The 24585-nt window shown below is 69.8% G+C and carries 23 protein-coding genes; 14 read left to right on the top strand and 9 right to left on the bottom strand.

Features of this window, described 5'->3' with window-relative positions; translation table 11 throughout:
• Position 1 precedes the first annotated feature (1 nt).
• A complete protein-coding gene (locus NH287_RS09985) occupies positions 2-580 on the top strand; it encodes a GNAT family N-acetyltransferase (RefSeq protein WP_253035484.1) in 579 nt (192 codons plus the stop codon).
• On the opposite strand, the gene NH287_RS09980 is transcribed toward NH287_RS09985, so the two are convergent.
• Positions 581-2473 carry a transcription antiterminator gene (locus NH287_RS09980; RefSeq protein WP_253035483.1) on the bottom strand — a complete coding sequence of 631 codons (1893 nt, stop codon included), beginning with the start codon at positions 2471-2473 and terminating at the stop codon, positions 581-583. It abuts the gene before it with no gap.
• 141 nt (positions 2474-2614) lie between these two features.
• Here NH287_RS09980 and NH287_RS09975 point away from each other — a divergent pair, with 141 nt between their 5' ends.
• From NH287_RS09975 to NH287_RS09940, 8 genes are all read left to right on the top strand, one after another.
• Positions 2615-2944, top strand: coding sequence for a PTS sugar transporter subunit IIB (locus NH287_RS09975; RefSeq protein ID WP_064001365.1), 330 nt, complete (start codon positions 2615-2617; stop codon positions 2942-2944).
• A complete protein-coding gene (locus NH287_RS09970) occupies positions 2941-3216 on the top strand; it encodes an HPr family phosphocarrier protein (RefSeq protein WP_064001364.1) in 276 nt (91 codons plus the stop codon). Before NH287_RS09975 ends, NH287_RS09970 begins: the two co-directional genes overlap by 4 nt.
• A 7-nt stretch (positions 3217-3223) precedes the next feature.
• Positions 3224-4891 carry a phosphoenolpyruvate--protein phosphotransferase gene (gene ptsP, locus NH287_RS09965; RefSeq protein ID WP_253035482.1) on the top strand — a complete coding sequence of 556 codons (1668 nt, stop codon included), beginning with the start codon at positions 3224-3226 and terminating at the stop codon, positions 4889-4891.
• Positions 4892-4920: 29 nt separating this feature from the next.
• Complete coding sequence (locus tag NH287_RS09960; RefSeq protein ID WP_253035481.1) at positions 4921-6546, top strand: PTS mannitol transporter subunit IICB; 1626 nt, start codon at positions 4921-4923, stop codon at positions 6544-6546.
• 83 nt (positions 6547-6629) lie between these two features.
• On the top strand, positions 6630-7070 hold the full coding sequence (locus tag NH287_RS09955) for a PTS sugar transporter subunit IIA (RefSeq protein WP_217531063.1): 441 nt from the start codon (positions 6630-6632) through the stop codon (positions 7068-7070).
• Positions 7067-8230 carry a mannitol-1-phosphate 5-dehydrogenase gene (locus tag NH287_RS09950; RefSeq protein ID WP_253035480.1) on the top strand — a complete coding sequence of 388 codons (1164 nt, stop codon included), beginning with the start codon at positions 7067-7069 and terminating at the stop codon, positions 8228-8230. Before NH287_RS09955 ends, NH287_RS09950 begins: the two co-directional genes overlap by 4 nt.
• Positions 8227-8985, top strand: a complete 759-nt coding sequence (locus tag NH287_RS09945; RefSeq protein WP_253035479.1) for an alpha/beta hydrolase — start codon at positions 8227-8229, stop codon at positions 8983-8985. Before NH287_RS09950 ends, NH287_RS09945 begins: the two co-directional genes overlap by 4 nt.
• Before the next feature lie 390 nt (positions 8986-9375).
• Positions 9376-10191, top strand: coding sequence for an endonuclease domain-containing protein (locus tag NH287_RS09940; RefSeq protein WP_253035478.1), 816 nt, complete (start codon positions 9376-9378; stop codon positions 10189-10191).
• Between the two features lie 107 nt (positions 10192-10298).
• Here NH287_RS09940 and NH287_RS09935 read toward each other — a convergent pair whose 3' ends face one another.
• From NH287_RS09935 to NH287_RS09900, 8 genes are all read right to left on the bottom strand, one after another.
• Entirely contained in the window at positions 10299-11414 is a 1116-nt protein-coding gene (locus tag NH287_RS09935; protein ID WP_064001357.1) for an adenosine deaminase, read from the bottom strand.
• Positions 11415-11438: 24 nt separating this feature from the next.
• Entirely contained in the window at positions 11439-12731 is a 1293-nt protein-coding gene (locus tag NH287_RS09930) for a thymidine phosphorylase (protein ID WP_217531059.1), read from the bottom strand.
• Positions 12728-13234: a cytidine deaminase gene (locus NH287_RS09925; protein ID WP_374209375.1), complete on the bottom strand. Its 507-nt coding sequence runs from the start codon at positions 13232-13234 to the stop codon at positions 12728-12730. Before NH287_RS09925 ends, NH287_RS09930 begins: the two co-directional genes overlap by 4 nt.
• Entirely contained in the window at positions 13176-14459 is a 1284-nt protein-coding gene (locus NH287_RS09920) for an ABC transporter permease (RefSeq protein ID WP_374209374.1), read from the bottom strand. Before NH287_RS09920 ends, NH287_RS09925 begins: the two co-directional genes overlap by 59 nt.
• On the bottom strand, positions 14456-15673 hold the full coding sequence (locus NH287_RS09915) for an ABC transporter permease (protein ID WP_253035492.1): 1218 nt from the start codon (positions 15671-15673) through the stop codon (positions 14456-14458). The genes NH287_RS09920 and NH287_RS09915 overlap by 4 nt, the downstream gene beginning before the upstream one ends.
• Before the next feature lie 56 nt (positions 15674-15729).
• On the bottom strand, positions 15730-17250 hold the full coding sequence (locus tag NH287_RS09910; protein WP_064001355.1) for an ABC transporter ATP-binding protein: 1521 nt from the start codon (positions 17248-17250) through the stop codon (positions 15730-15732).
• A gap of 90 nt (positions 17251-17340) precedes the next feature.
• The gene (locus NH287_RS09905; protein ID WP_253035491.1) at positions 17341-18450 is read right to left on the bottom strand and encodes a BMP family protein; all 1110 of its coding nucleotides are present in this window, start codon (positions 18448-18450) and stop codon (positions 17341-17343) included.
• A gap of 173 nt (positions 18451-18623) precedes the next feature.
• Positions 18624-19736 carry a mannose-1-phosphate guanylyltransferase gene (locus NH287_RS09900; protein WP_253035477.1) on the bottom strand — a complete coding sequence of 371 codons (1113 nt, stop codon included), beginning with the start codon at positions 19734-19736 and terminating at the stop codon, positions 18624-18626.
• A 232-nt stretch (positions 19737-19968) separates the two neighbouring features.
• Between NH287_RS09900 and sdhC the strand changes: the two genes are divergently transcribed.
• From sdhC to NH287_RS09875, 5 genes are all read left to right on the top strand, one after another.
• Positions 19969-20403 (top strand): succinate dehydrogenase, cytochrome b556 subunit, encoded by a 435-nt coding sequence (gene sdhC / locus NH287_RS09895; RefSeq protein ID WP_217531054.1) that lies wholly within the window; start codon positions 19969-19971, stop codon positions 20401-20403.
• Complete coding sequence (locus NH287_RS09890) at positions 20403-20864, top strand: succinate dehydrogenase hydrophobic membrane anchor subunit (RefSeq protein WP_217531053.1); 462 nt, start codon at positions 20403-20405, stop codon at positions 20862-20864. The genes sdhC and NH287_RS09890 overlap by 1 nt, the downstream gene beginning before the upstream one ends.
• 48 nt (positions 20865-20912) lie before the next feature.
• Positions 20913-22739 (top strand): succinate dehydrogenase flavoprotein subunit, encoded by a 1827-nt coding sequence (gene sdhA / locus NH287_RS09885; RefSeq protein ID WP_253035476.1) that lies wholly within the window; start codon positions 20913-20915, stop codon positions 22737-22739.
• Positions 22739-23506 carry a succinate dehydrogenase iron-sulfur subunit gene (locus tag NH287_RS09880; protein WP_253035475.1) on the top strand — a complete coding sequence of 256 codons (768 nt, stop codon included), beginning with the start codon at positions 22739-22741 and terminating at the stop codon, positions 23504-23506. The genes sdhA and NH287_RS09880 overlap by 1 nt, the downstream gene beginning before the upstream one ends.
• A gap of 20 nt (positions 23507-23526) precedes the next feature.
• Positions 23527-24585: YhjD/YihY/BrkB family envelope integrity protein (locus tag NH287_RS09875; protein ID WP_253035474.1), on the top strand; the 1059-nt coding region annotated here is incomplete at its 3' end.

Raw genomic sequence — 24585 nt, 5'->3', positions numbered from 1 at the left:
GGTGACGGCGACTCCGCTCACGGAGCCGGTCGTCCTGAGCCGCGGTCGCGTGCACCTGGTCCCGCTCGATGCCGCGCACGCCGACGACCTCGCGGCGGCCCGCGAGGGCCTCGAGTACGCCTGGTACACCGCCATCCCGGCATCCGTCCCCGACGAGATCAGCTGGCGGCGTGCCGAGCACGCAGCCGGGCGGATGAACCCGTTCGCGGTCCTCGTCGACGGCACCCCGAGCGGGATGACGACCTTCTGCGGCATCGACGAGGTCAACCGCCGGGTCGAGATCGGCTACACGTGGTTGTCGCCGAGCGTGCAGCGGACCGACGTCAACACGACCGCGAAGCTGCTGCTGCTCGGGCACGCGTTCGAGGCGTGCGAAGCGATCGCGGTGGAGTTCCGCACGTCCTGGCACAACCGGCAGTCGCAGGCCGCGATCGAACGGCTCGGCGCGCGCCGAGACGGCGTCCTGCGCAACCACCGCATCAGCCCCGACGGCACGCTGCGCGATACCGTCGTGTACTCGATCCTCCCCCACGAGTGGCCCGGGGTGAAGATGGGGCTCGAGGCGCGCCTGGCGCGCTGATCAGCCGTCGACGACGGCGACGAGCTCGTCGAGGAACGCGGCGAACGTCGTGCCGCGGCGCAGGATCCGCTGCACGCTGTCGCGTTCGCTGAACACCTCGACGAGCTGCTCGAACACCGTCTGGAAGGCCTCGCGGTCGGACTCCGAGAACGCGACCATCGTCACGACCTGCACCCGTCCGTCGCCCCAACGGATCGACGGGTCGGCCAGGCCCACGGCGATCGCGGTGCGGGTCGCGGTCATCCCGATGGCGTGCGGGACGGCGAGCGCATCGGTGAAAGCCGTCGAGGAGATGCGCTCCCGCTCGAGCGTGCGGGTGACGTAGTCCTCGGTGATGACGCCCTGGGCCGCCAGCAGTCCGCCGAGCCCGCGGATCACGGTCTCCTCGTCCGCATCGGCGGGCAGGCGGGGCACGAAGGCCTCGGCGGAGAAGTACCGCTCGAGCTCCGCGCGCAGGCCCGCCAAGCGTCGCGCGCGGCGGGCGCGGGCCGCCGCGCCCTGGACGCGCTCGACGTCGGGTTCGGTGAGGAAGGGCTGCACCCGGACGATGCGGTCGGACGGCGCGGGCGGATCGATCGTCGTGAGGACGAGATCCGTGTCGAGCCCCGCCCAGTCGGGGTCGACGCGCGTCTCGACGGCGACGACCCCGATCTCGCGACCGAGCGCGCGGTCGATGCTCGCTCGCAGCAGCTCGTGCATCTCGTAGTACCCCGGGCACACGAGCGTCGCCGTCAGCAGACGAGCCGACTGGCGGGACCGCTCGAGCCGGCCGCCGACGTGCATCGCGATGTAGGCGATCTCGTCCTCGTACAGAGGTGCGCCGACGACGTCGCGCAGCTGCTCGGCGATGAAGACGGCGACCTCGAAGATCATCGGGTAGCTGGACTTGAGCGAACGGGTGAGCGCGTTGCGCGACCAGGCCTGGTCCTGCGCGCGCTGACGCAGGTTCTGGACGTGGAGGGCGAGGCGCAGGATGAAGTCGTCGTGATCGATGTCGACGAGGAACTCGGATGCCGCCTGCGCGACGATCCCGCGCACGGCGGTCTCGACGTCCGCATCGAGCCGGCCCCGGATGACGGTGTCGGGTTCGGCCGCGCCCGGCGCCACGACGCGGGTCTGCACGAGCGCGGCGAGGTGGTCGCGGTCACCGTCGCCCAGGCGGACGCCGAGGTGCGCGACGGCGAGGCGATCGAGCAGGTCGGCGATCCGCGCACGCGCGGGCGCGTCGTCGACCGGAGGGCCGTCGAGTCCGCGTCCGCGCCCCACCCGGTCGGCGGCGATCGCGATGTGCATCATGACGTCGCCGATGCCGAACTCGTTGACGAGGTATCCCAGGTCGCCGAGGCCCGCGACCAGGTCGTCCTTGAACGCCCCGAGCGCCGACGTCTCGGCGGTGCTCTCGCCGAGGGCGCGCCGCAGGGCGCGCAGGTCGAAGGCGCCCTGCTCCATCTCGTCGTGCGCCAGTCGGCTGAGCAGGCGCCGCTGGGCCATCTCCGTCCCCACCAACCGCACGCGCTCAGCGGAGCGCTCGAGGGTCAGCTGCGTGCCGCTCAGCAGCGCGCGCACGCGTCCGAGATCGGCTTCGAGGGTGGCGTCGCTCACATGGAAGCGCTGCGCCGCGGCGTACACGTCGATGCCGTCCGGCGCATCGAGGATGTCGCGGACGAGCCGGTGCAACCGGTCGCGAGGAGTCTCCTCGGATGCCGGCTGCAGCGCCCCCGCCGCTCCGGCACCCGCGCGGTAGCCGGACGGACCTGACTCGACGGCGTCGCCGCCGGGCACCCGCGCGTTGAGGGCGGCCACGTACGAACGGATGCTGCGGGGCGTCACCCCGACGAGGTCGGCGAGCTCGCCGGCCGTACGCCACCCGGCATCCCTCGCCAGGAGCGCCATGACGCGATCCTGCCTCGTCCGACTCACGGGTCCAGTCAACCATCCGCCGGACCACCGGGGTTTCCTCCCCCGCGGAAGAAGGCCTGGTTGTCGCTTCCTGGGAGTCGGATGAGAATTGCGGGGAGACAAGGAGGCGGATCGATGAAGATCCTCGTCGTCTGCGGCGCCGGCGCGTCGAGCACGTTCGTCGCCCAGCGTCTGCGGCAGGCCGCACAGCGCGAAGGCAGGGAACTGCTCGTCCACGCGGGTGTCCCCGGCATGGTCGCCACGGGGACGGATGCCGGCGACGTGGTGCTCGTGGGTCCGCATCTTGCCTCCGCCCTCCCCGACATCGAGCGGGATGCCGCCACCCGACAGGCGCGTGTCGTTCTGCTCCCGGAGGACGTCTTCGACGATCGTGACGGAACCCGCACGCTCGCCCTCGTCACCACCGCGACCGCCGCCGACCGCATCGAAAGGACCCCGCGATGAGCGCACCGGCCAGCCGGACGGTGAGGATCGGTTCCTCCCACGGCCTGCACGCCCGCCCCGCGAAGCTCTTCGCGCAGGCGGCGAAGGATGCCGGCATCCCGGTCACCATCTCGAAGGGGGCCGGCGGCGCGGTCAACGCGGCGAGCATCCTGAGCGTCATCTCGCTCGGCGCGGAGAGCGGCGATTACGTCACGCTCACCGCGGACGGGCCGGGCGCGGAGGACGTCCTCGACACCCTGACCGAACTTCTGACCACCGACCACGACGCCTGAGGGACACATGACTGAGCTTCGAGGAGTAGGAATCGGCCTGGGCGTGAGCCACGGCCCCGTCGCACGGATGGCCGAGCCGCTGCCCGCGCCGAAGGATGAGAAGAGCACGCTCAGCGCCGAGGAGGAGAAGGCCCGCGTCGCCGCGGCGATCGAGGCGGTCGCCCGCGAGCTCGAGCAGCGCGGCGCCACCGCCGGCGGAGCCGCGCAGGAGGTGCTCGAGGCGCAGGCCATGATGGCCGAGGACCCCGCCCTCGAGGACGAGGTCGCCACCCGTCTCGCCGCCGGCGCGACCGGCGAGTTCGCCGTCTTCGACGCGTTCGCCTCGTTCCGTGACTCCCTCGCCGCCATGGGCGGCTACCTCGGCGAGCGCGCCGCGGACCTCGACGACGTCGCGCAGCGGGTCATCGCCCACCTGCGCGGGGTGCCGGCACCGGGCGTGCCCGACCCCGGGCATCCGTTCGTCCTCGTCGCGAAGGACCTCGCTCCGGCCGACACCGCCCTGCTGGACCTCGACAAAGTGCTCGCCCTCGTCACGACCGAAGGCGGCCCGACCTCGCACACGGCGATCCTCGCGCGCGAGAAGTCGATCGTCGCCGTCGTCGGCGTGCACAGCGCCTCGGGGCTGACCGAGGGCGAGACGGTGATCGTGGACGCCGCCGCCGGCATCGTCACGACCCGGCCCACCGACGACGAGATCGCGCAGGCCGAGCGCCGCGAGGCCGACCGCGCCGCCGCCGCGGACGCGCCGATCACGCCCGGCGCGCTGGCGGACGGCACGACGGTGCCGCTGCTCGCGAACCTCGGCAAGCCCGCCGACGCCGCCAAGGCCGTCGAGCTGGGCGCAGAGGGTGTCGGGCTCTTCCGCACCGAGTTCCTCTTCCTCAGCTCGTCGCAGGCTCCCACCGTCGAGGAGCAGACGACGGCGTACACCGAGCTGCTGCAGGCGTTCCCTGGCAAGAAGGTGGTCGTCCGCGCCCTGGATGCCGGCGCCGACAAGCCGCTCGCCTTCCTCAACGACGCGCACGAGGAGAACCCGGCCCTCGGTCTCCGCGGGCTCCGCGCACTGCGCGCGAGCGAGGACATCCTGCGCGAGCAGCTGACCGCCCTTGCGAACGCGGATGCCGCCACCGACGCCGACCTGTGGGTCATGGCCCCCATGGTGTCGACCGTCGAGGAGACGGAGTACTTCGTCACCCTCGCGAAGGAGTACGGCATCAAGACGGCCGGTGTCATGGTCGAGGTCCCCTCGTCGGCCCTCCTCGCCGACCGGGTGCTCGCCCACGCCGACTTCGCCTCGATCGGCACCAACGACCTCACCCAGTACACGCTCGCGGCCGACCGCCTGCTCGGTTCGGTCGCCTCGTTCCAGGACCCGTGGCATCCCGCCGTCCTGCAGCTGGTGAAGCTCACCGGCGACGGCGGCCGTGTCCACGGCAAGCCGGTCGGCATCTGCGGCGAGGCCGCCGCCGACCCGCTGCTCGCGGTCGTCCTCGTCGGCCTCGGCGCGACGACGCTCTCCATGGCACCGACGGCGCTCGCGGATGTGCGCGCCACTCTCTTGCACCACAGCCTCGACGACGCGAAGCGCATCGCCGAAGCAGCCCTCGCCGCATCCGATGCGGCATCCGCCCGAGCCGCGGCCCAGGAAGCCGCAGCACAGCACACCGCCGCATGACCCGCGGCACACCAAAGGAGAACCAGCACATGTCAACGGCGACAACAGCCACCCGCGCACCGAGCCGCGCACGCGTCGGTGTGCAGCGATTCGGGACGTTCCTGTCCGGCATGATCATGCCGAACATCGCAGCGTTCATCGCATGGGGTTTCATCACCATGCTCTTCATCCCCGACGGCTTCTTCGGCGCCCGCAGCCCGTTCGGCTGGCACTGGTTCCCGGTCGCCGAGATCCTCGGCGGCGGCGGAGATGTGGCCCAGATCGGGTGGCAGGGTGCCCGCACCGCGCTCACCGAAGGTGACGCCGGGACCTACACCGGGTACATCGGCCTCGTCGGCGCGATGGTGACGTACCTCCTGCCGCTGCTCATCGCCAACACGGCAGGTCGCATGGTCTACGACGCCCGCGGTGGCGTCGTGGCGACGATCGCGGTCATGGGTGTCATCGTCGGCACCGACATCCCGATGTTCCTCGGCGCGATGATCATGGGTCCGCTGGCGGCCTGGATCACCAAGCAGATGGACAAGCTGTGGGACGGCAAGATCAAGCCCGGCTTCGAGATGCTCGTCAACAACTTCTCCGCCGGCATCCTCGGCATGATCCTCGCGATCATCGGGTTCTTCGCGTTCGGCCCGATCATGCTCGGCGTCAGCGCGTTCCTCGGCGGCATCGTCGACTGGCTCGTCTCGCTCAGCCTGCTCCCGCTGCTGTCGATCTTCGTCGAACCCGCGAAGGTGCTCTTCCTCAACAACGCCATCAACCACGGCGTGTTCACCCCGCTGGCCCTGCAGCAGGTGGAGGACACCGGCAAGTCGATCCTGTTCCTCATCGAGGCCAACCCCGGCCCCGGCCTGGGCCTGCTGATGGCCTTCACCTTCTTCGGTGTCGGTCAGGCCAAGGCATCCGCCCCCGGTGCGGCGATCATCCAGTTCCTCGGTGGCATCCACGAGATCTACTTCCCGTACGCCCTGAGCAAGCCGGCTACGATCCTCGCCCTCATCGCGGGTGGTGCGAGCGGCGTGACCGTCAACATGCTCTTCAACGGCGGACTCCAGTTCCCGGCCGCTCCCGGCAGCATCATCGCGGTCACCGCGGCCGCGGTCGGCGCGGGTGTGCCGAACCTGCTCGTCGTGTACCTCTCGGTGATCGTCGCGGCCGTCGTGACGTTCCTCATCACCGCGGTCATCCTGCGGGCCTCCCGCAAGCGGGACCTCGCCGCCGAGGGCGACACGTTCGGCGCCGCGATCGCGCAGACCGAGGCGAACAAGGGGAAGTCGTCCTCGGCGATGGACGCGCTCCGCGGCTCCGGCACGGCGGCGGCTGCGGCATCCGCTCCGGCCGGCACGGCCGTGGCCGACCGCGAGATCTCGAACATCGTGTTCGCGTGCGACGCCGGCATGGGGTCGTCCGCCATGGGTGCGAGCGTCCTCCGCAACAAGTTCAAGAAGGCGGGCGTCGAGGGCGTCACGGTCACCAACAAGGCGATCGCCAACCTCGACCCGTCCGCCGACCTGGTCATCACCCAGGCACAGTTGACCGATCGTGCCCGCGGGGTCACCCCCGGCTCGGTGCACGTCTCGGTCGACAACTTCATGAACTCGCCGAAGTACGACGAGGTCGTGGAGATGGTGCGCCGCCAGCGCGGCGACGCCTGATGCGGTCCGCTGCGGGGTCGGAGACAATGGTCCCGGCCCCGCAGCGCTTTTTTCCCACACACAGTCCCCAGAAGGAGAAAGTCATGGCTCGCGACGTCCTCACCCTCGGTCAGATCCGCATCCACTCCGGCTCCGTCAGCCAGGAGCAGGCGATGAAGGAGGCGGCCGACATCCTCGAGGCCGCCGGCGCCGTCACCGGCGCCTACTTCGACGCCATGCAGCAGCGCGAGGTCGCGGTCTCGACCTACATGGGCAACGAACTCGCCATCCCCCACGGGACGAACGAGACGAAGGATGCGATCCTCGACTCGGCGCTCTCCTTCGTCCGCTACGACGGCGGCGTCGACTGGGGCGGCGAGCACGTCACGTTCGTCGTCGGCATCGCCGGCAAGGGTGACGAGCACCTCGAGATCCTGTCGCAGATCGCCCTGCTGTTCTCCGAGGACGACGAGGTCGCGAAGCTGAAGGCCGCGCAGACCCCCGAGGAGCTCTACCAGCTGCTCTCGACGGTGAACAACGCATGAAAGCCGTCCACTTCGGCGCCGGCAACATCGGTCGCGGCTTCGTCGGACTGCTCCTGCACGAGGGCGGGTACGACCTCGTCTTCTCCGACGTCGCCCCCACCCTCGTCGAGACGATCAACGCGGCATCCGCCTACACCGTCCACGAGGTCGGACCGGGCGGCGGCGACAAGACCGTCACCGGTTTCCGCGCCCTCGACAGCCGCGCCGACCCCGACGCGGTCGCCGACGAGATCGCGACGGCGGACGTCGTGACGACGGCGGTCGGGCCCAACATCCTGCCCTTCGTCGCGCCGCACATCCTCGAAGGACTCGCCCATCGAGCGGCGGACGCGAAGCCCCTACAGGTCATGGCGTGCGAGAACGCGATCGGCGCGACCGACACCCTCCGCGCCGAGATCGAGAAGCTCGCCGGCGATGCCTGGGGCGACCTCCAGGCCCGCGCGGTCTTCGCGAACACCGCCGTCGACCGCATCGTCCCGGGCCAGCCCGAGGGCGCCGGCGTCGACGTCACCGTCGAGCCGTTCTTCGAGTGGGCGATCGAGCGCGGTCCCTTCGGCGACGACCTGCCGAACATCCCCGGCGCGCACTTCGTCGACGACCTCGCTCCCTACATCGAGCGCAAGCTCTTCACGGTCAACACCGGCCACGCTGCGACCGCCTACTTCGGGTACGTCGCCGGGATCACGCGCATCTCGGACGCCCTCGCCGACCCCGGCATCCGCACCAAGGTCGAGCGGGCCCTCGAGGAGACGTCCGCCTTCCTGTCGGCCGCCCACGGCCTCGATGCCGGCGAACTGGCCGACTACCGCGCGACCATTCTCGACCGGTTCTCGAACGAGGCGCTCCCCGACACCGTCCAGCGCGTCGGCCGGCAGCCGCTGCGCAAGCTCTCGCGCCACGAACGCTTCATCGGACCGGCAGCTGCTGCCGCCGAGCGCGGACTCCCGGTGGACGGTCTCGTCGCCGCGATCGCCGCCGCTCTGCGCTTCGAGGACGCCGCGGATCCGCAAGCGGTCGAGTTGCAGGAGCGCATCCGGACCGAGGATGCCGCGGCCTTCACCACCTCCATCACGGGCCTCGACGCGGAGCATCCGCTCTTCGCGCGCGTGCTCGAGCAGGTCGCGCAGCGGCAGACCGAGCTCGGCGTCTACCGCGCGTGAGCGCGGCGAAGCGGCCCCGGTCGCGCGCACGGCGCGTCGTCACGATCGTCGCGCTGTCGCTGGCGGGGCTGCTCGTCGCCGGCGTCGTGGGCATCGTGGTCTGGAGCCAGGTCGGGGTGATGGATGCCGAGGCCGACCCGCTCGCCTCGGTCCGCGAGGACGACCGGATCGTCGTCGCCGACACCGGCGGGAACGTCGTGATGTCGCCGGCGTCCGGCGAGAGCACGGTCGGTCTCGTCTTCATCCCGGGAGCCAAGGTCCAGGCCGAGGCCTACGAGGCGAAGCTGTCGGGTCTCGTCGCCGAAGACGGGATGACGGTCGTCATCACCCGTCCCTGGCTGAACCTCGCGTTCTTCGACCCGCGGCCGCTGTCGGACTTCACGTCCGCCGCACCGGATGTGGACGCCTGGCTCGTGGGCGGCCACTCCCTGGGCGGCGTGCGCGCGTGCCAGCTCGGACCGGATGCCGACGGGCTCGTCCTCTTCGGCTCGTACTGCGCGAACGACCTGTCGGATTCCGGCCTGCCGGTGCTGAGCATCTCCGGCGCGGAAGACGGCCTGTCGACGCCCGAGAAGATCCAGGACGCCCGCGGGATGCTGCCCGCCGACGCCGCGTTCGTGGAGATCGCGGGAGCCGTGCACGCCTCCTTCGGGGACTACGGCCCCCAGGCCGGTGACGGCACCCCCACGATCGACGACGCCGACATGACGGCCGAGATCACGGCATCCGTCGCGGAGCTCCTCCCCCGCCTCTGAGCGCCGCCGAGGTCCCACTCCGGCCGGGTAGCCGCACGCCCGGCGACAGCCGCGGAACCGGCCCTCACCGGGCCTCCGGCCACAGCCGCGGAAAAACTCTCGTCTCCACTTCCGACTGCCGCCCCACTCCGACCTTTCCGCGAGCTCCAACCGCGGAGAAATCTCCTTCGGCCCCGTCGATCGCGGACCTGAGCGGCCGCCCGGCGACAAGACTCCTCGGATAGCGCAACACGGCCAATTCCGCGCGGGGCGCAGGCAACCCGGTCCGGGCCCAGAACTCCGCGCACAGGGTCGACGCCGGCTCCTCCCCGGACGCGGAATCGAGGCGCTGCTCCCCAGGTCGGTCCCGCCGCGACAAGCGTCTCCGCCGGAACCGTCACCCTGGGGCGCATGTCTGCTCACACACTCCCCACCCACGCCCTTTCTCGGCGGGAGCTCCGCGACGCCGGGATGCGACGACGCGATATCGACGACGCCGTGGCCGCCGGCCGACTCGTACGCGTACGTCGGGACCGTTACCTCCCGGGGAACGCGCATCCCGACCTGATTCGCGCTGCTCGATCGGGTGACCGCCTGGACTGCGTATCGCTGCTGCGGACGCTCGGCGTGTACGTCCTCTCGGATACGCGATTGCACGTCCAGGTGACGCCGCACCGCAGCAGCCTCGCGCCGGCTGAGCCCGACGTCGTCCGACACTGGCGGCCCGCATCGCTGCCGACAAGCGCGACGGCCGTCGACATCGTCAGCGCGGTCGTGGCTGCCGTCCGGTGCCAGGAACCTCGAGCCGCCGTCGCGACCCTCGACAGCGCCTGGCACCTGGGTCTCATCGACGAGACCGCCATCGCGGAGGCCTTCCGCCGGCTCCCCCAGAGGCATCGCAGCCTCAGATCCCTCATGGACCCATCGGCAGAGTCCGGACCGGAGACCCTGATGCGACTGATCCTCCGCTCGCTGGGTTGCCGATTCGAGACGCAGGTCAGGATCCCGACCGTCGGGCGGGTCGACTTCGTCGTGGAGGGATGGCTGATCATCGAATGCGACAGCCGCGCCCACCACGAGGGGTGGGAGGCGCAGAAGCGCGACCGCAGACGGGACCTCGCGGCCGCCGCGCTCGGCTACGCCACGGTGCGCCCGCTCGCGGAGGACATCCAGTACCACCGTGATCGCGTCCGAACGTCGATCAGTTGTGCCCTCGCCCGGCACTGACCGCGGAGAATCGGAGGGTGCGTCACCGCTCCGGACCGAATTGCGGGCCAGGACCCGGAGAACTCCGCGGATAGTGCCGGTGAGCCGGCGCGCCGGTGCAGCAGCCGTCAGGCCGAGAAGCCCTCGCCGATGAGCTCGATGAGCTCCTCGCGCTCCTCGATCGTGAGGAAGGCGGCCGCGGCCGCATTCAGCTGGAACGCCTCGAGGTCCTCGAGCGTGTACTCGAACGCGTCGGCGAGCAGCGAGAGTTCGCGCGTGAGCGACGTGCGGCTCATCGTGCGGTTGTCGACGTTCACCGTGACAGCGAAGCCGAGCTGGTAGAGCAGGTCGAAGGGGTGGTCCTCGAGCTGCGTCCCCCACGCGGCGATCGCACCGGTCTGCAGGTTCGACGACGGCGAGAGCTCCAGCGGGATCTCACGGTCGCGCACCCAGCGGGCGAGGTCGCCGAAGCGCACCTGCACCTCCTCGCCCTTCTGCTCGACGACGTCGAGGTCCTCGGCGATGCGCACGCCGTGCCCGAGGCGCAGGGCGCGGCCGTCGATGAGGGCCGAGCGGATCGAGTCCAGACCTGCTGCCTCACCCGCGTGCACCGTGGCGGGGAAGAAGGCGGATGCCAGGTAGTCGAACGCCGGGCGCAGGTTCGACGGCGGGAACCCGGCCTCGGGACCGGCGATGTCGAATCCGACCGCGCCGCGCCCACGGTGGCGGACGGCGAGCTCGGCGATCTCGAGCGACCGGTCGGTGTGGCGCATCGCGCTGATGAGCTGGCCGACCCGGATGTCGCGGCCCGACGCCTCGACGGCGTCCTCACCCTCTTCGATGCCCTCCTGCACGGCCTCCACGACCTCGTCGAGGCTCAGACCGCCCTGCAGGTGCTGCTCGGGAGCCCAGCGGACCTCGCCGTAGATCACGCCGTCGGCGGCGAGATCCTCGACGAACTCCTTCGCGACACGGCGCAGGCCGTCGCGGGTCTGCATCACGGCGATCGTGAGATCGAAGGTCTTCAGGTACTCGACGAGCGAGCCGCTGTCGGACTGGTCCTCGAACCAGTCGGCGAGGTCGTCGGCGGCCGCCTCGGGGACCTCGACGCCGACCTCGTCGGCGATCTCGATGATCGTCTGCGGGCGCAGCGCGCCGTCGAGGTGGTCGTGCAGCGAGACCTTGGGGAGCGAGCGGATCGAGACGCCCTCGAGCTTCGCGTCGCCGTGCTGGTCGATGGCCATGGGTGCAGTCCTGTCGTGAGGGGGTCAGGCGGTGATGCGCTCGAGGACGAGCGGAGTGGATGCCGGTGCCTCGGCACCGATCTCCCAGGCGCCCTCGAGCGCCTCGGTGGCACGCGCGAAGCGGTTCTCATCGTCGGCCAGCAGGGTGAACAGCGGCTGTCCGGCCGTCACGGTGTCGCCCGGCTTCACGTGCAGGTCGATGCCGGCGGCGTGGATGACGGGGTCCTGCGCACGTGCCCGGCCCGCCCCGAGACGCCACGCGGCGATCCCGAACGGCAGGGCCTCGAGCCGCGTGATCACGCCGGACTCGGTCGCCGTGACGGTGTGCGTCTCGCGCGCGGTCGGGAGCGCGGCATCCGGGTCGCCGTCCTGCGCTTGGATCATGCGGCGCCAGGAATCCATGGCGCGGCCGTCCTTCAGAGCAGCCTCGACGTCGGCATCGGGCTGACCAGCGAGGGCGAGCATCTCGCGGGCGAGGGCCACGGTGAGTTCGACGATGTCGGCGGGGCCGCCGCCGGCGAGCACCTCGACCGATTCGCGGACCTCGTTCGCGTTGCCGATGGCGAGGCCGAGCGGCGTGTTCATGTCGGTCAGGAGGGCCGTCGTGGCGACACCCGAGTCGGTGCCGAGCGCGACCATCGTGCGGGCGAGCTCGCGCGCCTTGTCGACGTCCTGCATGAACGCGCCGGAGCCGAACTTCACGTCCAGGACGAGCGAGTCGGTGCCTTCGGCGATCTTCTTGGACATGATGCTCGAGGCGATGAGCGGGATCGCCTCGACGGTTCCGGTGACGTCGCGCAGCGCGTACAGGCGCTTGTCGGCGGGGGCGAGCCCCGATCCGGCCGCGCAGATGACGGCGCCGACGCCCTGCATCTGCGCGATCATCTCGTCGTTGCTGAGGGCTGCTCGCCAGCCGGGGATGGCCTCGAGCTTGTCGAGCGTACCCCCGGTGTGGCCGAGGCCGCGGCCCGAGAGCTGCGGCACCGCGACACCGAACGAGGCGACGAGGGGGGCCAGCGGCAGGGTGATCTTGTCGCCGACACCGCCGGTGGAGTGCTTGTCGACGGTCGGCTTGCCGAGACCGGCGAAGCTCATCCGCTCACCGGAGGCGATCATCGCGTCGGTCATGACGCGGATCTCGTCGCGGCTCATGCCGTTCAGCAGCACCGCCATGGCGAAGGCCGCCATCTGCGAGTCCGCGACGTATTCGCGCGTGTAGGCGTCGATCATCCAGCGCAGGGCGTCCTCGGGGACCGCTCCCCCGTCGCGCTTGATGCGGATGACGTCGACGGCGTCGAACGCCTCGACCCCGCTCACCGGGCGGCCTCCAGATCGCGCGGACCGAAGGCGTCGGGCAGGACCTCGTCGATCGTGCGGATTCCCGACACGGTCTCGAGCAGCATCCCGGGGATCGCGAACTCGTTGAGCAGCTGCCGGCACCGCCCGCACGGCATGATCGTCTCGCCGTCGTTGTTGACGCAGACGAACGCGACGAGCTCGCCGCCGCCGGTCATGTGCAGGTTCCCGACCAGGCCGCACTCGGCGCACAGGCCGACGCCGTACGACGCGTTCTCGACGTTGCAGCCGGTCACGATCCGTCCGTCGCTCACGAGCGCCGCAGCGCCCACGCGGTAACGGGAGTACGGCGCGTACGCCTTCTCCATGGCCTCGACGGCTGCCGAACGCAGCTCGTCCCAATCGATGTCGGTCACGACTTCTTCCTCTGTAGTTGAGCGGATGCCGCGGGTCGCGGCATCCCGGTCAGCCCTTGATGTAGGGCTTGCCCGACGCGGCGGGTGCCCGCGACTTGCCGACGACACCGGCCACGACGAAGATCGTCACGACGTAGGGCACCATCAGCATGAATTCGCTGGGCACGGGCGCGCCGATCACGCTGAGCGTGTTCTGCAGGTTCGACGCGAAGCCGAACAGCAGCGCGGCGAGGGTGGCGCGGATGGGGTTCCACTGGCCGAAGATGACGGCGGCGAGGGCGATGAAGCCGGCGCCGGCGGTCATCTCCTTGTTGAACGCGATGCCGTTGCCGATCGTGAAGACCGTGCCGCCGAGGCCCGCGATGGCGCCGGCGAGCAGGACGTTCCAGAACCGGGTCGCGTTGACCTTGATGCCGACCGTGTCGGCGGCCTGCGGGTGCTCGCCGACGGCACGCAGTCGCAGTCCCCACCGGGTGCGGAACATCCCGAAGAACACCGCCGCGACGACGATGTACATGACGTACACGATGATCGTCTGACGGAACAGCACCGGTCCGAGGACGGGGATGTCGCTCAGCAGCGGGATCGGGATGCGGTCGAATCGCGGCGGCTGGTTGAGCGTCGCTGCGTTGGGCTGGAGCACCTGCGAGAACAGGAAGCTCGTGAGGCCCGTGACGAGGACGTTGAGGACGACACCGACGATGACCTGGTCGACGAGGTAGCGGATCGCGAACACGGCGAGGATCGCCGCCACGAGCACACCGGCGACCATCGCCGCCACGAGACCCAGCAGGGGCTGGCCGGTGACGGTGCTGACCACGGCTGCCGTGAAGGCGCCGGCGAGCAGCTGACCCTCGATCGCGATGTTGACGACGCCCACCCGCTCGCCGATGACGCCGCCGAGCGCGCCGTAGATGAGCGGCACGGCGAGGGTGAGGGAGCCCGCCAGCAGACCTACGACGGGGATCGCGGCGCCGGCAGCGGCCCAGGTCAGGAACCCCACGACCACGAGGAGGACGTACGCGACCGTGACCCACAGCGGCGAGCGCCCCGAGGATCGCACGAGGTACGCCGACCCGGCGGTGAGCAGGACCAGCAGCACCAGGATGCCGGTGGTCGTCGCGCCGACCGGGACGACCAGATCGGCCAGCTTGATCACGTCGGTCTGGGTCGACAGGCGGAAGGTGCTCTCACCGCCGCGGGCGGCGACGAGCACGAGCAGCGCGTAGAGGACCGTGAACACCGCGAGGGCGATCGGAGCCTTCCAGCTGCGGATGATGGTGGTCTCGGGCAGCACGTCGGCCGTCGAGGTCTGAACCACGGGGGCGCTCACGCGGCCACCTCCTGCGACTTGTCGGACTGCGCCTTGAGCTTCTTGCGGCGCGCCTTCTCGGCGCGGCGCCGGTCGCGCTCGGGCGAGGGCAGGCCGAAGATCGTGCGGACGAGCGGCGGCGCCGCGATGAAGAGGACGATGAGCGCCTGGACGACGGTCACGATCTCGATCGGGACCTGCTCGGCCGCCTGCATCGAGAATCCGCCCGCCTTGAAGGCACCGAAGAGGATGCCGGCGGCGAACGTGCCCCACGGGGTCGACCGTCCGAGCAGGGCGACGGTGATGGCGTCGAAGCCGATGCCCGCGTCGATGTCGGACGAGAAGCCCGTCGTCACGGTGCCGAGCACCTGGTTCACGCCGGCGAGGCCCACGAGACCACCGGCGAGGAGCATGCCGTAGACGTACATGCGCGGCACGCTGATGCCCGCGACGCGCGCGGCGGCGGGGTTCTCGCCCACGGCCCGGAATTGGAAGCCGAGGCTCGAGCGGTTGAGGATCCACCAGACGACGACCGTGGCGATGATGACGAGGACGAAGCCGAGGTGCAGATTGAACTGCGGTCCGAGGAGGTCCGGCAGGATCGCCGTCTCCTTCATCGCGGGCGTCTTCGGGTTGCTGGAGCCCGGTGCCTGCAGCAGACCCGGGGTACGCAGCATCCACGACACGAGGTAGAACGCGACGTAGTTGAGCATGATCGTGACGATCACCTCGTGCGCACCGGTGCGGGCCTTGAGGAACCCGGCGATGCCGGCCCAGAGCGAGCCCGCCATGATGCCGGCCAGCAGCGCCACCAGCATGTGGATGACGGGCGGCAGGTCGAGACCGAACGCGACCCACCCGGCGGCGGCCGACGCCATCAGCATCTGACCGCGACCACCGATGTTGAACATGCCGATCCGGAACGCGAGCGCGACGCCGAGGCCGGCCGCGATGAGCGGCGTGGCGAAGGTGAGCGTCTCGGTGAGCGGACGGATCGCGCGGGCGAAGGTCGGCGCACCGAAGTTGAAGATCGAGCCCTGGAAGAGGGCGCCGTATGCTCCCGACACCGCCTGCCAGATGGCGACGAACGTGTCACCCGGGCGGGCGAAGAAGTAGCCGGATGCCGCCTGGACGCCGTCGTCGGTCGCCGCGATCATGATGCCGCCGGCGATGAGGGCGAGGACGACGGCCAGGACCGAGATGATCGCGCTGCCCTGCGTGATCTGCAGGAGCATCGTGTGCCACTTGGACGGCTGGGGCGCGTCGGTGCGCGCGGGTTCGGTGGCGACGCTCACGCCGCGACCCCCTCTCCGGGGGCGCTCTCGCCCGCCATCATGAGGCCGAGGACCTCACGTTCCGTGTCTCCCGGGACGATCCCGACGATGCGTCCGCGGTACATGACCATGATGCGGTCGGCGAGGGCGGTGACCTCATCGAGCTCGGTCGAGACGACGATGACCGGCACCCCGGCATCCCGCGTGTCGACGATCCGCTTGTGGATGAACTCGATCGACCCGACGTCGACGCCGCGGGTGGGCTGGGCGGCGACGAAGAGCGACAGGTCGCGGCTGAGCTCGCGGGCGAGGACGACCTTCTGCTGGTTGCCGCCCGAGAGACGGCCGACCGGGGTGTGGATGCCGGGGGCCCGCACGTCGAACTCGGCGAACTTCTCCTGCGCGAACGCCTCGAGCACGCCGCGCTGAACGGCGCCGCCGCGGACGAACGGCTCGCCGTCGGCCCGGTCGAGCATGAGGTTCTCGGCGATCGTGAACGCACCCACGAGGCCGTCCTCGGTGCGGTCCTCGGGGACGAAACCGACACCCTCGTCGAGGATGCGGCGGACGCTGCGTCCCACGAGCTCCGTGCCGTTGAGGGAGATCGAACCGCGCGTCTGCGGCTGGAGGCCGAGGAGCGCCTCGGTGAGCTCGGTCTGACCGTTGCCCTGCACGCCCGCGATGGCGAGGACCTCACCACCGCGGACGGTGAAGCTGACGTCGCTGACGACGACATGGCCGAACGGGTCGACGACCGTGAGGTTCTCGACGACGAGGGCGGCGTCGTTGAGCTTCGGCGCCTCCTTCTGCACGGTCAGCTCGACGGCACGGCCGACCATCAACGAGGCGAGCTCGGCGTTGGACGCGGTCGGCGAGGCCTCGCCGACGACCTTGCCCAGGCGGATGACGGTGATGCGGTCCGCGACCTCGCGGACCTCGCGGAGCTTGTGGGTGATGAAGACGATCGAGGTCCCGGCATCCTTCAACTGACGCATGATCGCGATGAGCTCATCGGTCTCCTGCGGCGTGAGGACGGCGGTCGGCTCGTCGAAGACGAGGACGCGCGCGTCGCGGGACAGCGCCTTGATGATCTCGACACGCTGCTGCACGCCGACGGGCAGGTCTTCGACGAGGGCGTCGGGATCGACGTCGAACCCGAATCGTGCGGAGATCTCGCGGACCTTCTCGCGCGCAGCGGCCAGGTCGAGGAATCCACCGGCTTTGGTGGACTCGTGGCCGAGCATGACGTTCTCGGCGACGGTGAAGACGGGGATGAGCATGAAGTGCTGGTGCACCATGCCGATGCCGGCGTGCATCGCATCGCCGGGGCCGGTGAAGTTCTGCACCTGGTCGTCGAGGAGGATCGCCCCCTCGTCCGCCTGGTACAGGCCGTAGAGGACGTTCATCAGCGTCGACTTGCCGGCGCCGTTCTCACCGAGGAGACAGTGGATCTCACCGGGCTGGACGACGAGGTCGATGTGGTCGTTGGCGACGAGTGATCCGAACCGCTTGGTGATGCCGCGGAGCTCGAGCTTCATAGAGCCGATCCTAAGAGAGGGGCGCGCAGAGCGCACCGGACGCAAAGAACGTGGGGGGCCGGAACTCCGGCCCCCCACGTCCGAAGGGGATTACTGGGCGAGGTAGGAGTCGACCGTGATCGACCCGTCCACGATGCCCGCCTTGATCGTGTCGAGCTCACCCTGCAGGTCGGGCGAGACCTTCGACTCGAAGTCGTGGAACGGCGCGAGGCCGACACCGTCGTTCTCGAGCGTTCCGATGAACGGGGCGGCGTCGAACTCGCCCTTGCCCGCGGCGGTGACGGCGTCCTCGACGCCGACGTCGATCAGCTTGCGGATCGAGGTCAGCAGCAGCTCGGCGACGCTCGGGTCGGTCTCGTAGACGTCCGCGTCGACACCGATGAGGGCGATGTCGCGGCCGGAGTCACGGATGACGGATGCCGCGGACTGGTAGATCGGGCCGCCGACGGGCAGCAGCACGTCGACGCCCTGGTCGACGAGACCCTGGGCGGCGTTGATGGCGTCCTGGTTGGCGGTGAAGCCACCGGTGAACACACCGTCCTTGCCGTCCCAGCCGAGAACCTCGACGTTCTCGCCCTTCTGCTCGTTCCAGTACTCGACGCCCTGACGGAAGCCGTCCATGAAGACCGTGACGGTCGGGTAGGGCTGGCCGCCGAAGGTGCCGACCTTGTCTGCCTCCGAGTACGACGCGGCGGCGTAGCCGGCGAGGAAAGCGGCCTGCGACGTGTCGAACAGCAGCGGCTTGATGTTCGGGGCGTCGGTCTTGCCGTCGAAGTCGTTGTCCACCGGGTCGTCGATCGAGACGTACTCGATGTCGGGGTTGGCCTTCGCGGACTCACCCGCGGCGGATGCCAGGGCGAAGCCGACCGTGATGATCATGGTGCAGTTCTGGTCGACCAGGTTCTGCAGGTTGGGGGCGAAGTCGGTCTCGCTGTCGGACTGGACCGTGATCGGCTCGACGCCGAGCGCATCGGAGGCCTTCTGCAGGCCCTCGAAACCGAGCTGGTTGAACGACTTGTCGTCGAAGCCGCCGAAATCGGACACCATGCAAGGCAGGAAGCCGTCGACGGCTCCGCCGGGCTCAGCGCCGGCGCTGCCGGAGGGGGTGGCTTCGGGTGCGGTCCCACATCCGGCGAGGGCGACGAGAAGGCCCGCTGCGGCGGAGATGCCGACGAGCTTCTTGGGGGTCGAGAGAGTCAATGCAGCCTCCACATTGAAGGCGCCGCGGACTTCGCGGCGGCTCAACTGAAGTTACCTACTGTGACGCCGAGGACGCAGCGTGATCAGGCCGTACGCCGGAATGGTTACAAAGCCGCAATCATCCCGTCACGGGAGCGGCATCCTGCACAATTGCGAATCCCGGATGACGCCGATCAGAGCACGTCGCCGCGCCCGGTGACCTTCAGGGCGTCGACGACGCTCTTGACGCGCTGGGCGTGCTCGGCGGTGGTGACGAGCAGCGCGTCGTCGGTGTCGACGACGACGATGTCCTTCACGCCGATGATGCTGATGACGCGGCTCGTCTGCGACACCACGATGCCGCTGGCCCGGTCCGACAGCACGCGTGCGTTCTGACCGAGGATCGCCAGGTCGGTGCGGCCGCCGGAGTTGAGCTTCGCGAGACTCGCGAAGTCGCCGACGTCGTCCCAGTCGAAGTGGCCCGGCACGACGGCGAGCCGGCCCTTCTCGGCGGCGGGCTCGGCGACGACGTAGTCGATGGCGATCTTCTCGAGCGTGGGCCAGATCCGGTCGACGGCGGGCCCGCGTCGGTCGCGGTCGTCCCAGGCCTCCGCCAGCTCGATGAGCCCGGCGTGCAGGGCGGGGTTGTTGGCCTCGATCTCGGCGAGCAGCACGTCGGCCCGCGAGATGAACATGCCCGCGTTCCAGAGGTAGGAGCGGTCGGCGACGTAGGTCTTGGCGGTCTCGAGGTCGGGCTTCTCGACGAAACGCTCGACCAGCGAGGCATCCCGGGCGCCGTCGACGATCAACTCGCCGCCCCTCTTGATGTAGCCGAAGCCCACGGCGGGCTCGGAGGGCTGGATGCCGATCGTGCAGATGTACCCCTCGCGGGCGACCTCGACGGCGTCGCGCACCGCGAACTCGAAGACGCGCGATCCGCGGATGACGTGGTCGGCCGCGAAGGAGCCGATGACGACGTCGGGATGCCGGCGGTGCAGGATCGCCGCTGCGAGACCGATCGCCGCGGCCGAGTCCCGCGGCTCGGACTCGAGGACGACGTTCTTGTCGGGGATGCCCGGCAGTTGCGCCTCGACCGCGGCACGGTGGGCGCGCCCGGTGACGACGGCGATCCGGTCGGGACCGGCGAGGGGCTCGAGCCGGTTCCAGGTGTCGCGCAGCAACGAATGCCCCGAGCCGGTGAGGTCGTGGAGGAACTTCGGCGCATCCGCCCGCGAGAGCGGCCACAGCCGCGAACCGACGCCTCCGGCGGGGATCACGGCGTAGAAGTCCTCGATGTGTTCGGCCATGCTCCGAACCCTACCGGCCGCCCGTGACGCGCCCGTTCCGGACGCATGACGACGACGGTCGGCCGAGGCCGCGCCCGTGACCAAGATGTTCTAAGGCTCCCCTTCCTCGCCCGGCACCTTCAGGGCCGCTTAGGATGGACGCTGCGCCCGCTTGCGACGATGGGCGACATTCCCTCGGGATGCCGTGACCTCGCCGCGCAGCGCGACCCATCTCACCCAAGGGAGGACGACCGTGTCTGCACCAGCACGCGTCACGCCGTCGGTAGCTGAGACCACGTCCAAGACCCCGCGCGGCACGCTGTACCGCGGCAACGAGGGCATGTGGTCGTGGGTGCTGCACCGCATCACCGGCATCGCCATCTTCTTCTTCCTGCTCGTGCATGTGCTCGACACGGCCCTCATCCGGGTCTCCCCCGACGCATACAACGCAGTCATCGGCACGTACAAGAACCCGATCATGGGTCTCGGCGAGGTCGCGCTGGTCGCCGCCATCGTCTACCACGCGTTCAACGGGCTCCGCATCATCGCGGTCGACCTGTGGCCGTGGGCCACGCGCCACCAGCGTCAGCTGTGGTGGGGTGTGCTCGCCGTCTGGGCCGTCACGCTCGTCGGGTTCTCCGCCCGCCACCTTCCGAACGTCTTCTCGCACATGGGAGGCGAGCGCTGATGACCGCCGACACCCTCGTCGCGCCCCGCACCCCGCAGGGCAAGGCCGCCGTCCGCAAGAAGGGCCCGAACCTCGAGAAGTGGGGCTGGGTCTTCATGCGCGTCTCGGGCGTGCTGCTGATCGTGCTCATCTTCGGTCACCTCTTCGTCAACCTGATGGTCGACGACGGCATCTCGGCGCTCGACTTCGCCTTCGTCGCGGGCAAGTTCGCGAACCCGTTCTGGCAGTGGTGGGACGTGCTGATGCTGTGGCTCGCCTTCATCCACGGCACCAACGGCATGCGCACGATCGTCAACGACTACGTCACCAACGCGAAGGTGCGGAAGGTGCTCGTCACCAGCCTGTGGGTCGTCGCCGGATTCATGATCCTGCTGGGCACCCTCGTGGTCTTCACCTTCGATCCCTGCATCCCCAACCTCGACGGCAGCGTTCTGGCCGAGGTCTGCAAGGCACAGGGCTGAGCCGGCCCCCGTCGGCACGCAAACGCATAGAACAGAGGCAATCGTCACGTGAGCACTCAGACCGCGGACTCCGTCGTCAAGGACGGCGTCCACTACCACCAGTTCGATGTCGTCATCGTCGGCGCCGGTGGCGCCGGAATGCGCGCGGCCATCGAGGCCGGGCCCGGGGCGAAGACCGCCGTCATCACGAAGCTCTACCCCACGCGCAGCCACACCGGCGCGGCGCAGGGCGGCATGGCTGCGGCACTGGCGAACGTCGAAGAGGACTCGTGGGAGTGGCACACCTTCGACACCGTCAAGGGCGGCGACTACCTCGTCGACCAGGACGCGGCCGAGATCCTCGCGAAGGAGGCCATCGACGCGGTCATCGACCTCGAGAACATGGGCCTGCCCTTCAACCGCACGCCCGACGGCAAGATCGACCAGCGCCGGTTCGGCGGCCATACCGCCGAGCACGGCAAGAACCCGGTCCGCCGCGCCTGCTACGCCGCCGACCGCACCGGCCACATGATCCTGCAGACGCTGTTCCAGAATTGCGTCAAGCTCGGCATCAACTTCTTCAACGAGTTCTACGCGCTCGACCTGATCACGGTGAAGGATGCCGTGGGTCGCACCGGCATCGCGGGTGTCGTCGCCTACGAGCTCGCCACCGGCGACCTGCACGTCTTCCACGCGAAGGCCGTCATCTTCGCCACCGGCGGCTTCGGCAAGATCTTCAAGACCACCTCGAACGCGCACACCCTGACCGGTGACGGCGTCGGCATCGTGTGGCGCAAGGGTCTGCCGCTCGAGGACATCGAGTTCTTCCAGTTCCACCCGACAGGCCTGGCGGGTCTCGGCATCCTCCTCACCGAGGGTGCCCGCGGCGAGGGCGCGATCCTCCGCAACGCCTCGGGTGAACGCTTCATGGAGCGCTACGCCCCCACCATCAAGGACCTCGCCCCCCGCGACATCGTCGCCCGGTGCATGGTCAAGGAGGTCCTCGAGGGCCGCGGCGCCGGCCCGAACAAGGACTACGTCTACCTGGACTGCACCCACCTCGGCGCAGAGGTCCTCGAGACCAAGCTCCCCGACATCACCGAGTTCGCCCGCACCTACCTGGGTGTCGACCCGGTCGTCGAGCCGGTGCCGGTCATGCCGACCGCGCACTACGCGATGGGCGGCATCCCGACCAACACCAAGGGTGAGGTCCTCGCCGACAACGACACCGTCGTCCCCGGCCTCTACGCCGCCGGCGAGTGCGCGTGCGTGTCGGTGCACGGCGCGAACCGCCTCGGCACGAACTCGCTGCTCGACATCAACGTCTTCGGCAAGCGCTCGGGTCAGAACGCGGTCGAGTACGTGAAGACGGCCGCGTTCATGCCCCTCCCCGAGGACCCCGCGAAGGAGGTCCGCGAGATGATCGAGGGCCTGCGGAACAACACCGGCACCGAGCGCATCTCCACCCTCCGCAAGAAGCTGCAGGAGGAGATGGACGCCAACGCCCAGGTGTTCCGCACCGAGGAGACGCTCACCAACGTCATGGGCACGATCAACGACCTGCGCGAGCGGTACAAGAACGTCCACGTCGACGACAAGGGCAAGCGTTACAACACCGACCTGCTCGAGGCCGTCGAGCTGGGCTTCCTGCTCGACATCGCCGAGATCGTCGCCTACGCCGCCCGCAACCGGCGTGAGAGCCGCGGCGGTCACATGCGCGAGGACTACCCCGACCGCGACGACGAGAAGTACATGCAGCACACGATGGCCTACCTCACGGGCGACCCGCACTCCGCGAACCCCGAGGACCACATCCGCCTGGACTGGAAGCCGGTCGTGTTCACCAAGAACGAGCAGGGCGAGTACAACTACCCGCCGATGGAGAGGAAGTACTGATGACCATCGTCGATTCCGACGCTCCGACCGGCACGAAGGAGTCCACCGACTCCGGCATCCAGTCGTACCTGGTCACCTTCATCATCCGGCGCTTCGACCCCGAAGTGGATGCGGAGCCCCGCTGGGTGGACTACGACGTCGAGATGTACCCGACCGACCGCGTGCTCGACGCGCTGCACCGGATCAAGTGGGACGTCGACGGCACGCTGAGCTTCCGTCGCTCGTGCGCGCACGGCATCTGCGGCTCGGACGCCATGCGCATCAACGGCCGCAACCGCCTGGCCTGCAAGACGCTGATCAAGGACCTCGACATCTCGAAGCCGATCTACGTCGAGGCGATCAAGGGCCTGCCGCTCGAGAAGGACCTCATCGTCGACATGGACCCGTTCTTCGAGTCCTTCCGCGACGTGCAGCCCTTCCTGCAGGCGAACACCGCGCCCGAGCCGGGCAAGGAGCGCATCCAGTCCATCAAGGATCGCGCCGTTTACGACGACACCACCAAATGCATCCTCTGCGCCGCGTGCACCTCGTCGTGCCCCGTGTTCTGGACCGACGGTCAGTACTTCGGCCCCGCCGCGATCGTCAACGCGCACCGCTTCATCTTCGACTCGCGCGACGACGCGGGCGACGTGCGCCTCGACATCCTCAACGACAAGGAGGGCGTGTGGCGCTGCCGCACGACCTTCAACTGCACCGAGGCCTGCCCCCGCGGCATCGAGATCACGAAGGCCATCGCCGAGGTCAAGCAGGCGGTCCTGCGCGGCTGACCGCCCGATACCCTCGAGGCGTGACCTCGGACGACACGACGCCTCCCCTGCGCGAGCGGTGGGAGGCGTCTCGTCTGCGGGAACGCCTCGACCAGCCGATCGAGCGCGCGACGCAGATCACCCGCCGGACGGTCGCCTCGTTCCCGGTGCGGGTGTGGCGGCACTTCCTGCGTCGGAACGGGTTCCTGCTGGCGGCATCCATCAGCTACCAGTCCCTGTTCGCGCTGTTCGCGACGCTGTACTCGGCGTTCGCCGTGGTCGGCCTGTGGCTCGGCGGGTCGCAAGCGGCGATCGACGGCCTCATCCGGGTCGTCAACTCCTACATCCCGGGCTTCATCGGTGAGGCGGGGCCCGTGGATCCCGACGACGTGGCGTCGATCGCCCGCGACAGCGGCAGCCTGCTCGCCGTCACCGGAACGATCGCCCTCGGTGTCGCCGTGTGGACCGCCATCGGGTTCGTCACCTTCACCCGACGGGCCGTCCGCAACATCTTCGGGCTGCCGTTCGACACCCGCAGCTTCGTGCTGCTGAAACTCGGCGACCTCGTCGCGGCGATCCTGTTCGGCGCCGCGCTCGTCCTCGGCGCCGGCCTGGGGCTGGTCGCCGGCGGTGTCCTGACGCAGGCGTTGCGGTGGCTGGAGGTCGACGTGCCCTCATCGGCCGCCGAACTCGCCAGCCGGATCGGGTCGGTCGTCGTCAGCGTCGCGCTCAACTCCGCCGCTCTGACGCTGCTGATCCGCTTCCTCACCGGGACCTCGCTGCCGTGGCGCTCCATCATCCCCGGGGCGACCGCCGGCGGCGCGGCGCTCGCGCTCCTGCAGCTGGGCTTCGGTTTCCTCGCCGCCTACTCACCCACCAACCCCCTGCTCGCCACCTTCTCCGTCGTCGTCGGACTGCTGCTGTGGCTGCGTCTGGCCGGGATCGTGATGCTCGTCGCGGCATCCTGGATCGGGGTCGCGGCTCGGGATGCCGACATCCCCCTCGCGCCCCCGACCGCCGAGCAGCAGCGCGCCGCCGAGCGCGAGGCGCTACGGGTGGTCGCCGAGGCGGGCGTGCGCGAGGCCCGGTCGGCGCTCGCC

It is taken from the genome of Microbacterium sp. CnD16-F, from assembly GCF_024124465.1.
In the GTDB taxonomy this organism is placed as follows: domain Bacteria; phylum Actinomycetota; class Actinomycetes; order Actinomycetales; family Microbacteriaceae; genus Microbacterium; species Microbacterium gawkjiense.
Note: the sequence above shows the minus strand (reverse complement) of the source record. Positions and strands in the feature narration are given on the sequence as shown.

Excerpts from the sequence above, each read along its gene's own strand:
- NH287_RS09950 (WP_253035480.1), top strand. The coding sequence starts at position 7,067 with ATGAAAGCCGTCCACTTCGGCGCCGGCAACATCGGTCGCGGCTTCGTC.
- NH287_RS09970 (WP_064001364.1), top strand. The coding sequence starts at position 2,941 with ATGAGCGCACCGGCCAGCCGGACGGTGAGGATCGGTTCCTCCCACGGC.
- NH287_RS09935 (WP_064001357.1), bottom strand. The coding sequence starts at position 11,414 with ATGGCCATCGACCAGCACGGCGACGCGAAGCTCGAGGGCGTCTCGATC.
- NH287_RS09975 (WP_064001365.1), top strand. The coding sequence starts at position 2,615 with ATGAAGATCCTCGTCGTCTGCGGCGCCGGCGCGTCGAGCACGTTCGTC.
- NH287_RS09915 (WP_253035492.1), bottom strand. The coding sequence starts at position 15,673 with ATGCTCCTGCAGATCACGCAGGGCAGCGCGATCATCTCGGTCCTGGCC.
- NH287_RS09900 (WP_253035477.1), bottom strand. The coding sequence starts at position 19,736 with ATGGCCGAACACATCGAGGACTTCTACGCCGTGATCCCCGCCGGAGGC.
- NH287_RS09890 (WP_217531053.1), top strand. The coding sequence starts at position 20,403 with ATGACCGCCGACACCCTCGTCGCGCCCCGCACCCCGCAGGGCAAGGCC.
- ptsP (WP_253035482.1), top strand. The coding sequence starts at position 3,224 with ATGACTGAGCTTCGAGGAGTAGGAATCGGCCTGGGCGTGAGCCACGGC.
- NH287_RS09955 (WP_217531063.1), top strand. The coding sequence starts at position 6,630 with ATGGCTCGCGACGTCCTCACCCTCGGTCAGATCCGCATCCACTCCGGC.
- NH287_RS09940 (WP_253035478.1), top strand. The coding sequence starts at position 9,376 with ATGTCTGCTCACACACTCCCCACCCACGCCCTTTCTCGGCGGGAGCTC.
- NH287_RS09960 (WP_253035481.1), top strand. The coding sequence starts at position 4,921 with ATGTCAACGGCGACAACAGCCACCCGCGCACCGAGCCGCGCACGCGTC.
- NH287_RS09910 (WP_064001355.1), bottom strand. The coding sequence starts at position 17,250 with ATGAAGCTCGAGCTCCGCGGCATCACCAAGCGGTTCGGATCACTCGTC.
- NH287_RS09880 (WP_253035475.1), top strand. The coding sequence starts at position 22,739 with ATGACCATCGTCGATTCCGACGCTCCGACCGGCACGAAGGAGTCCACC.
- NH287_RS09980 (WP_253035483.1), bottom strand. The coding sequence starts at position 2,473 with ATGGCGCTCCTGGCGAGGGATGCCGGGTGGCGTACGGCCGGCGAGCTC.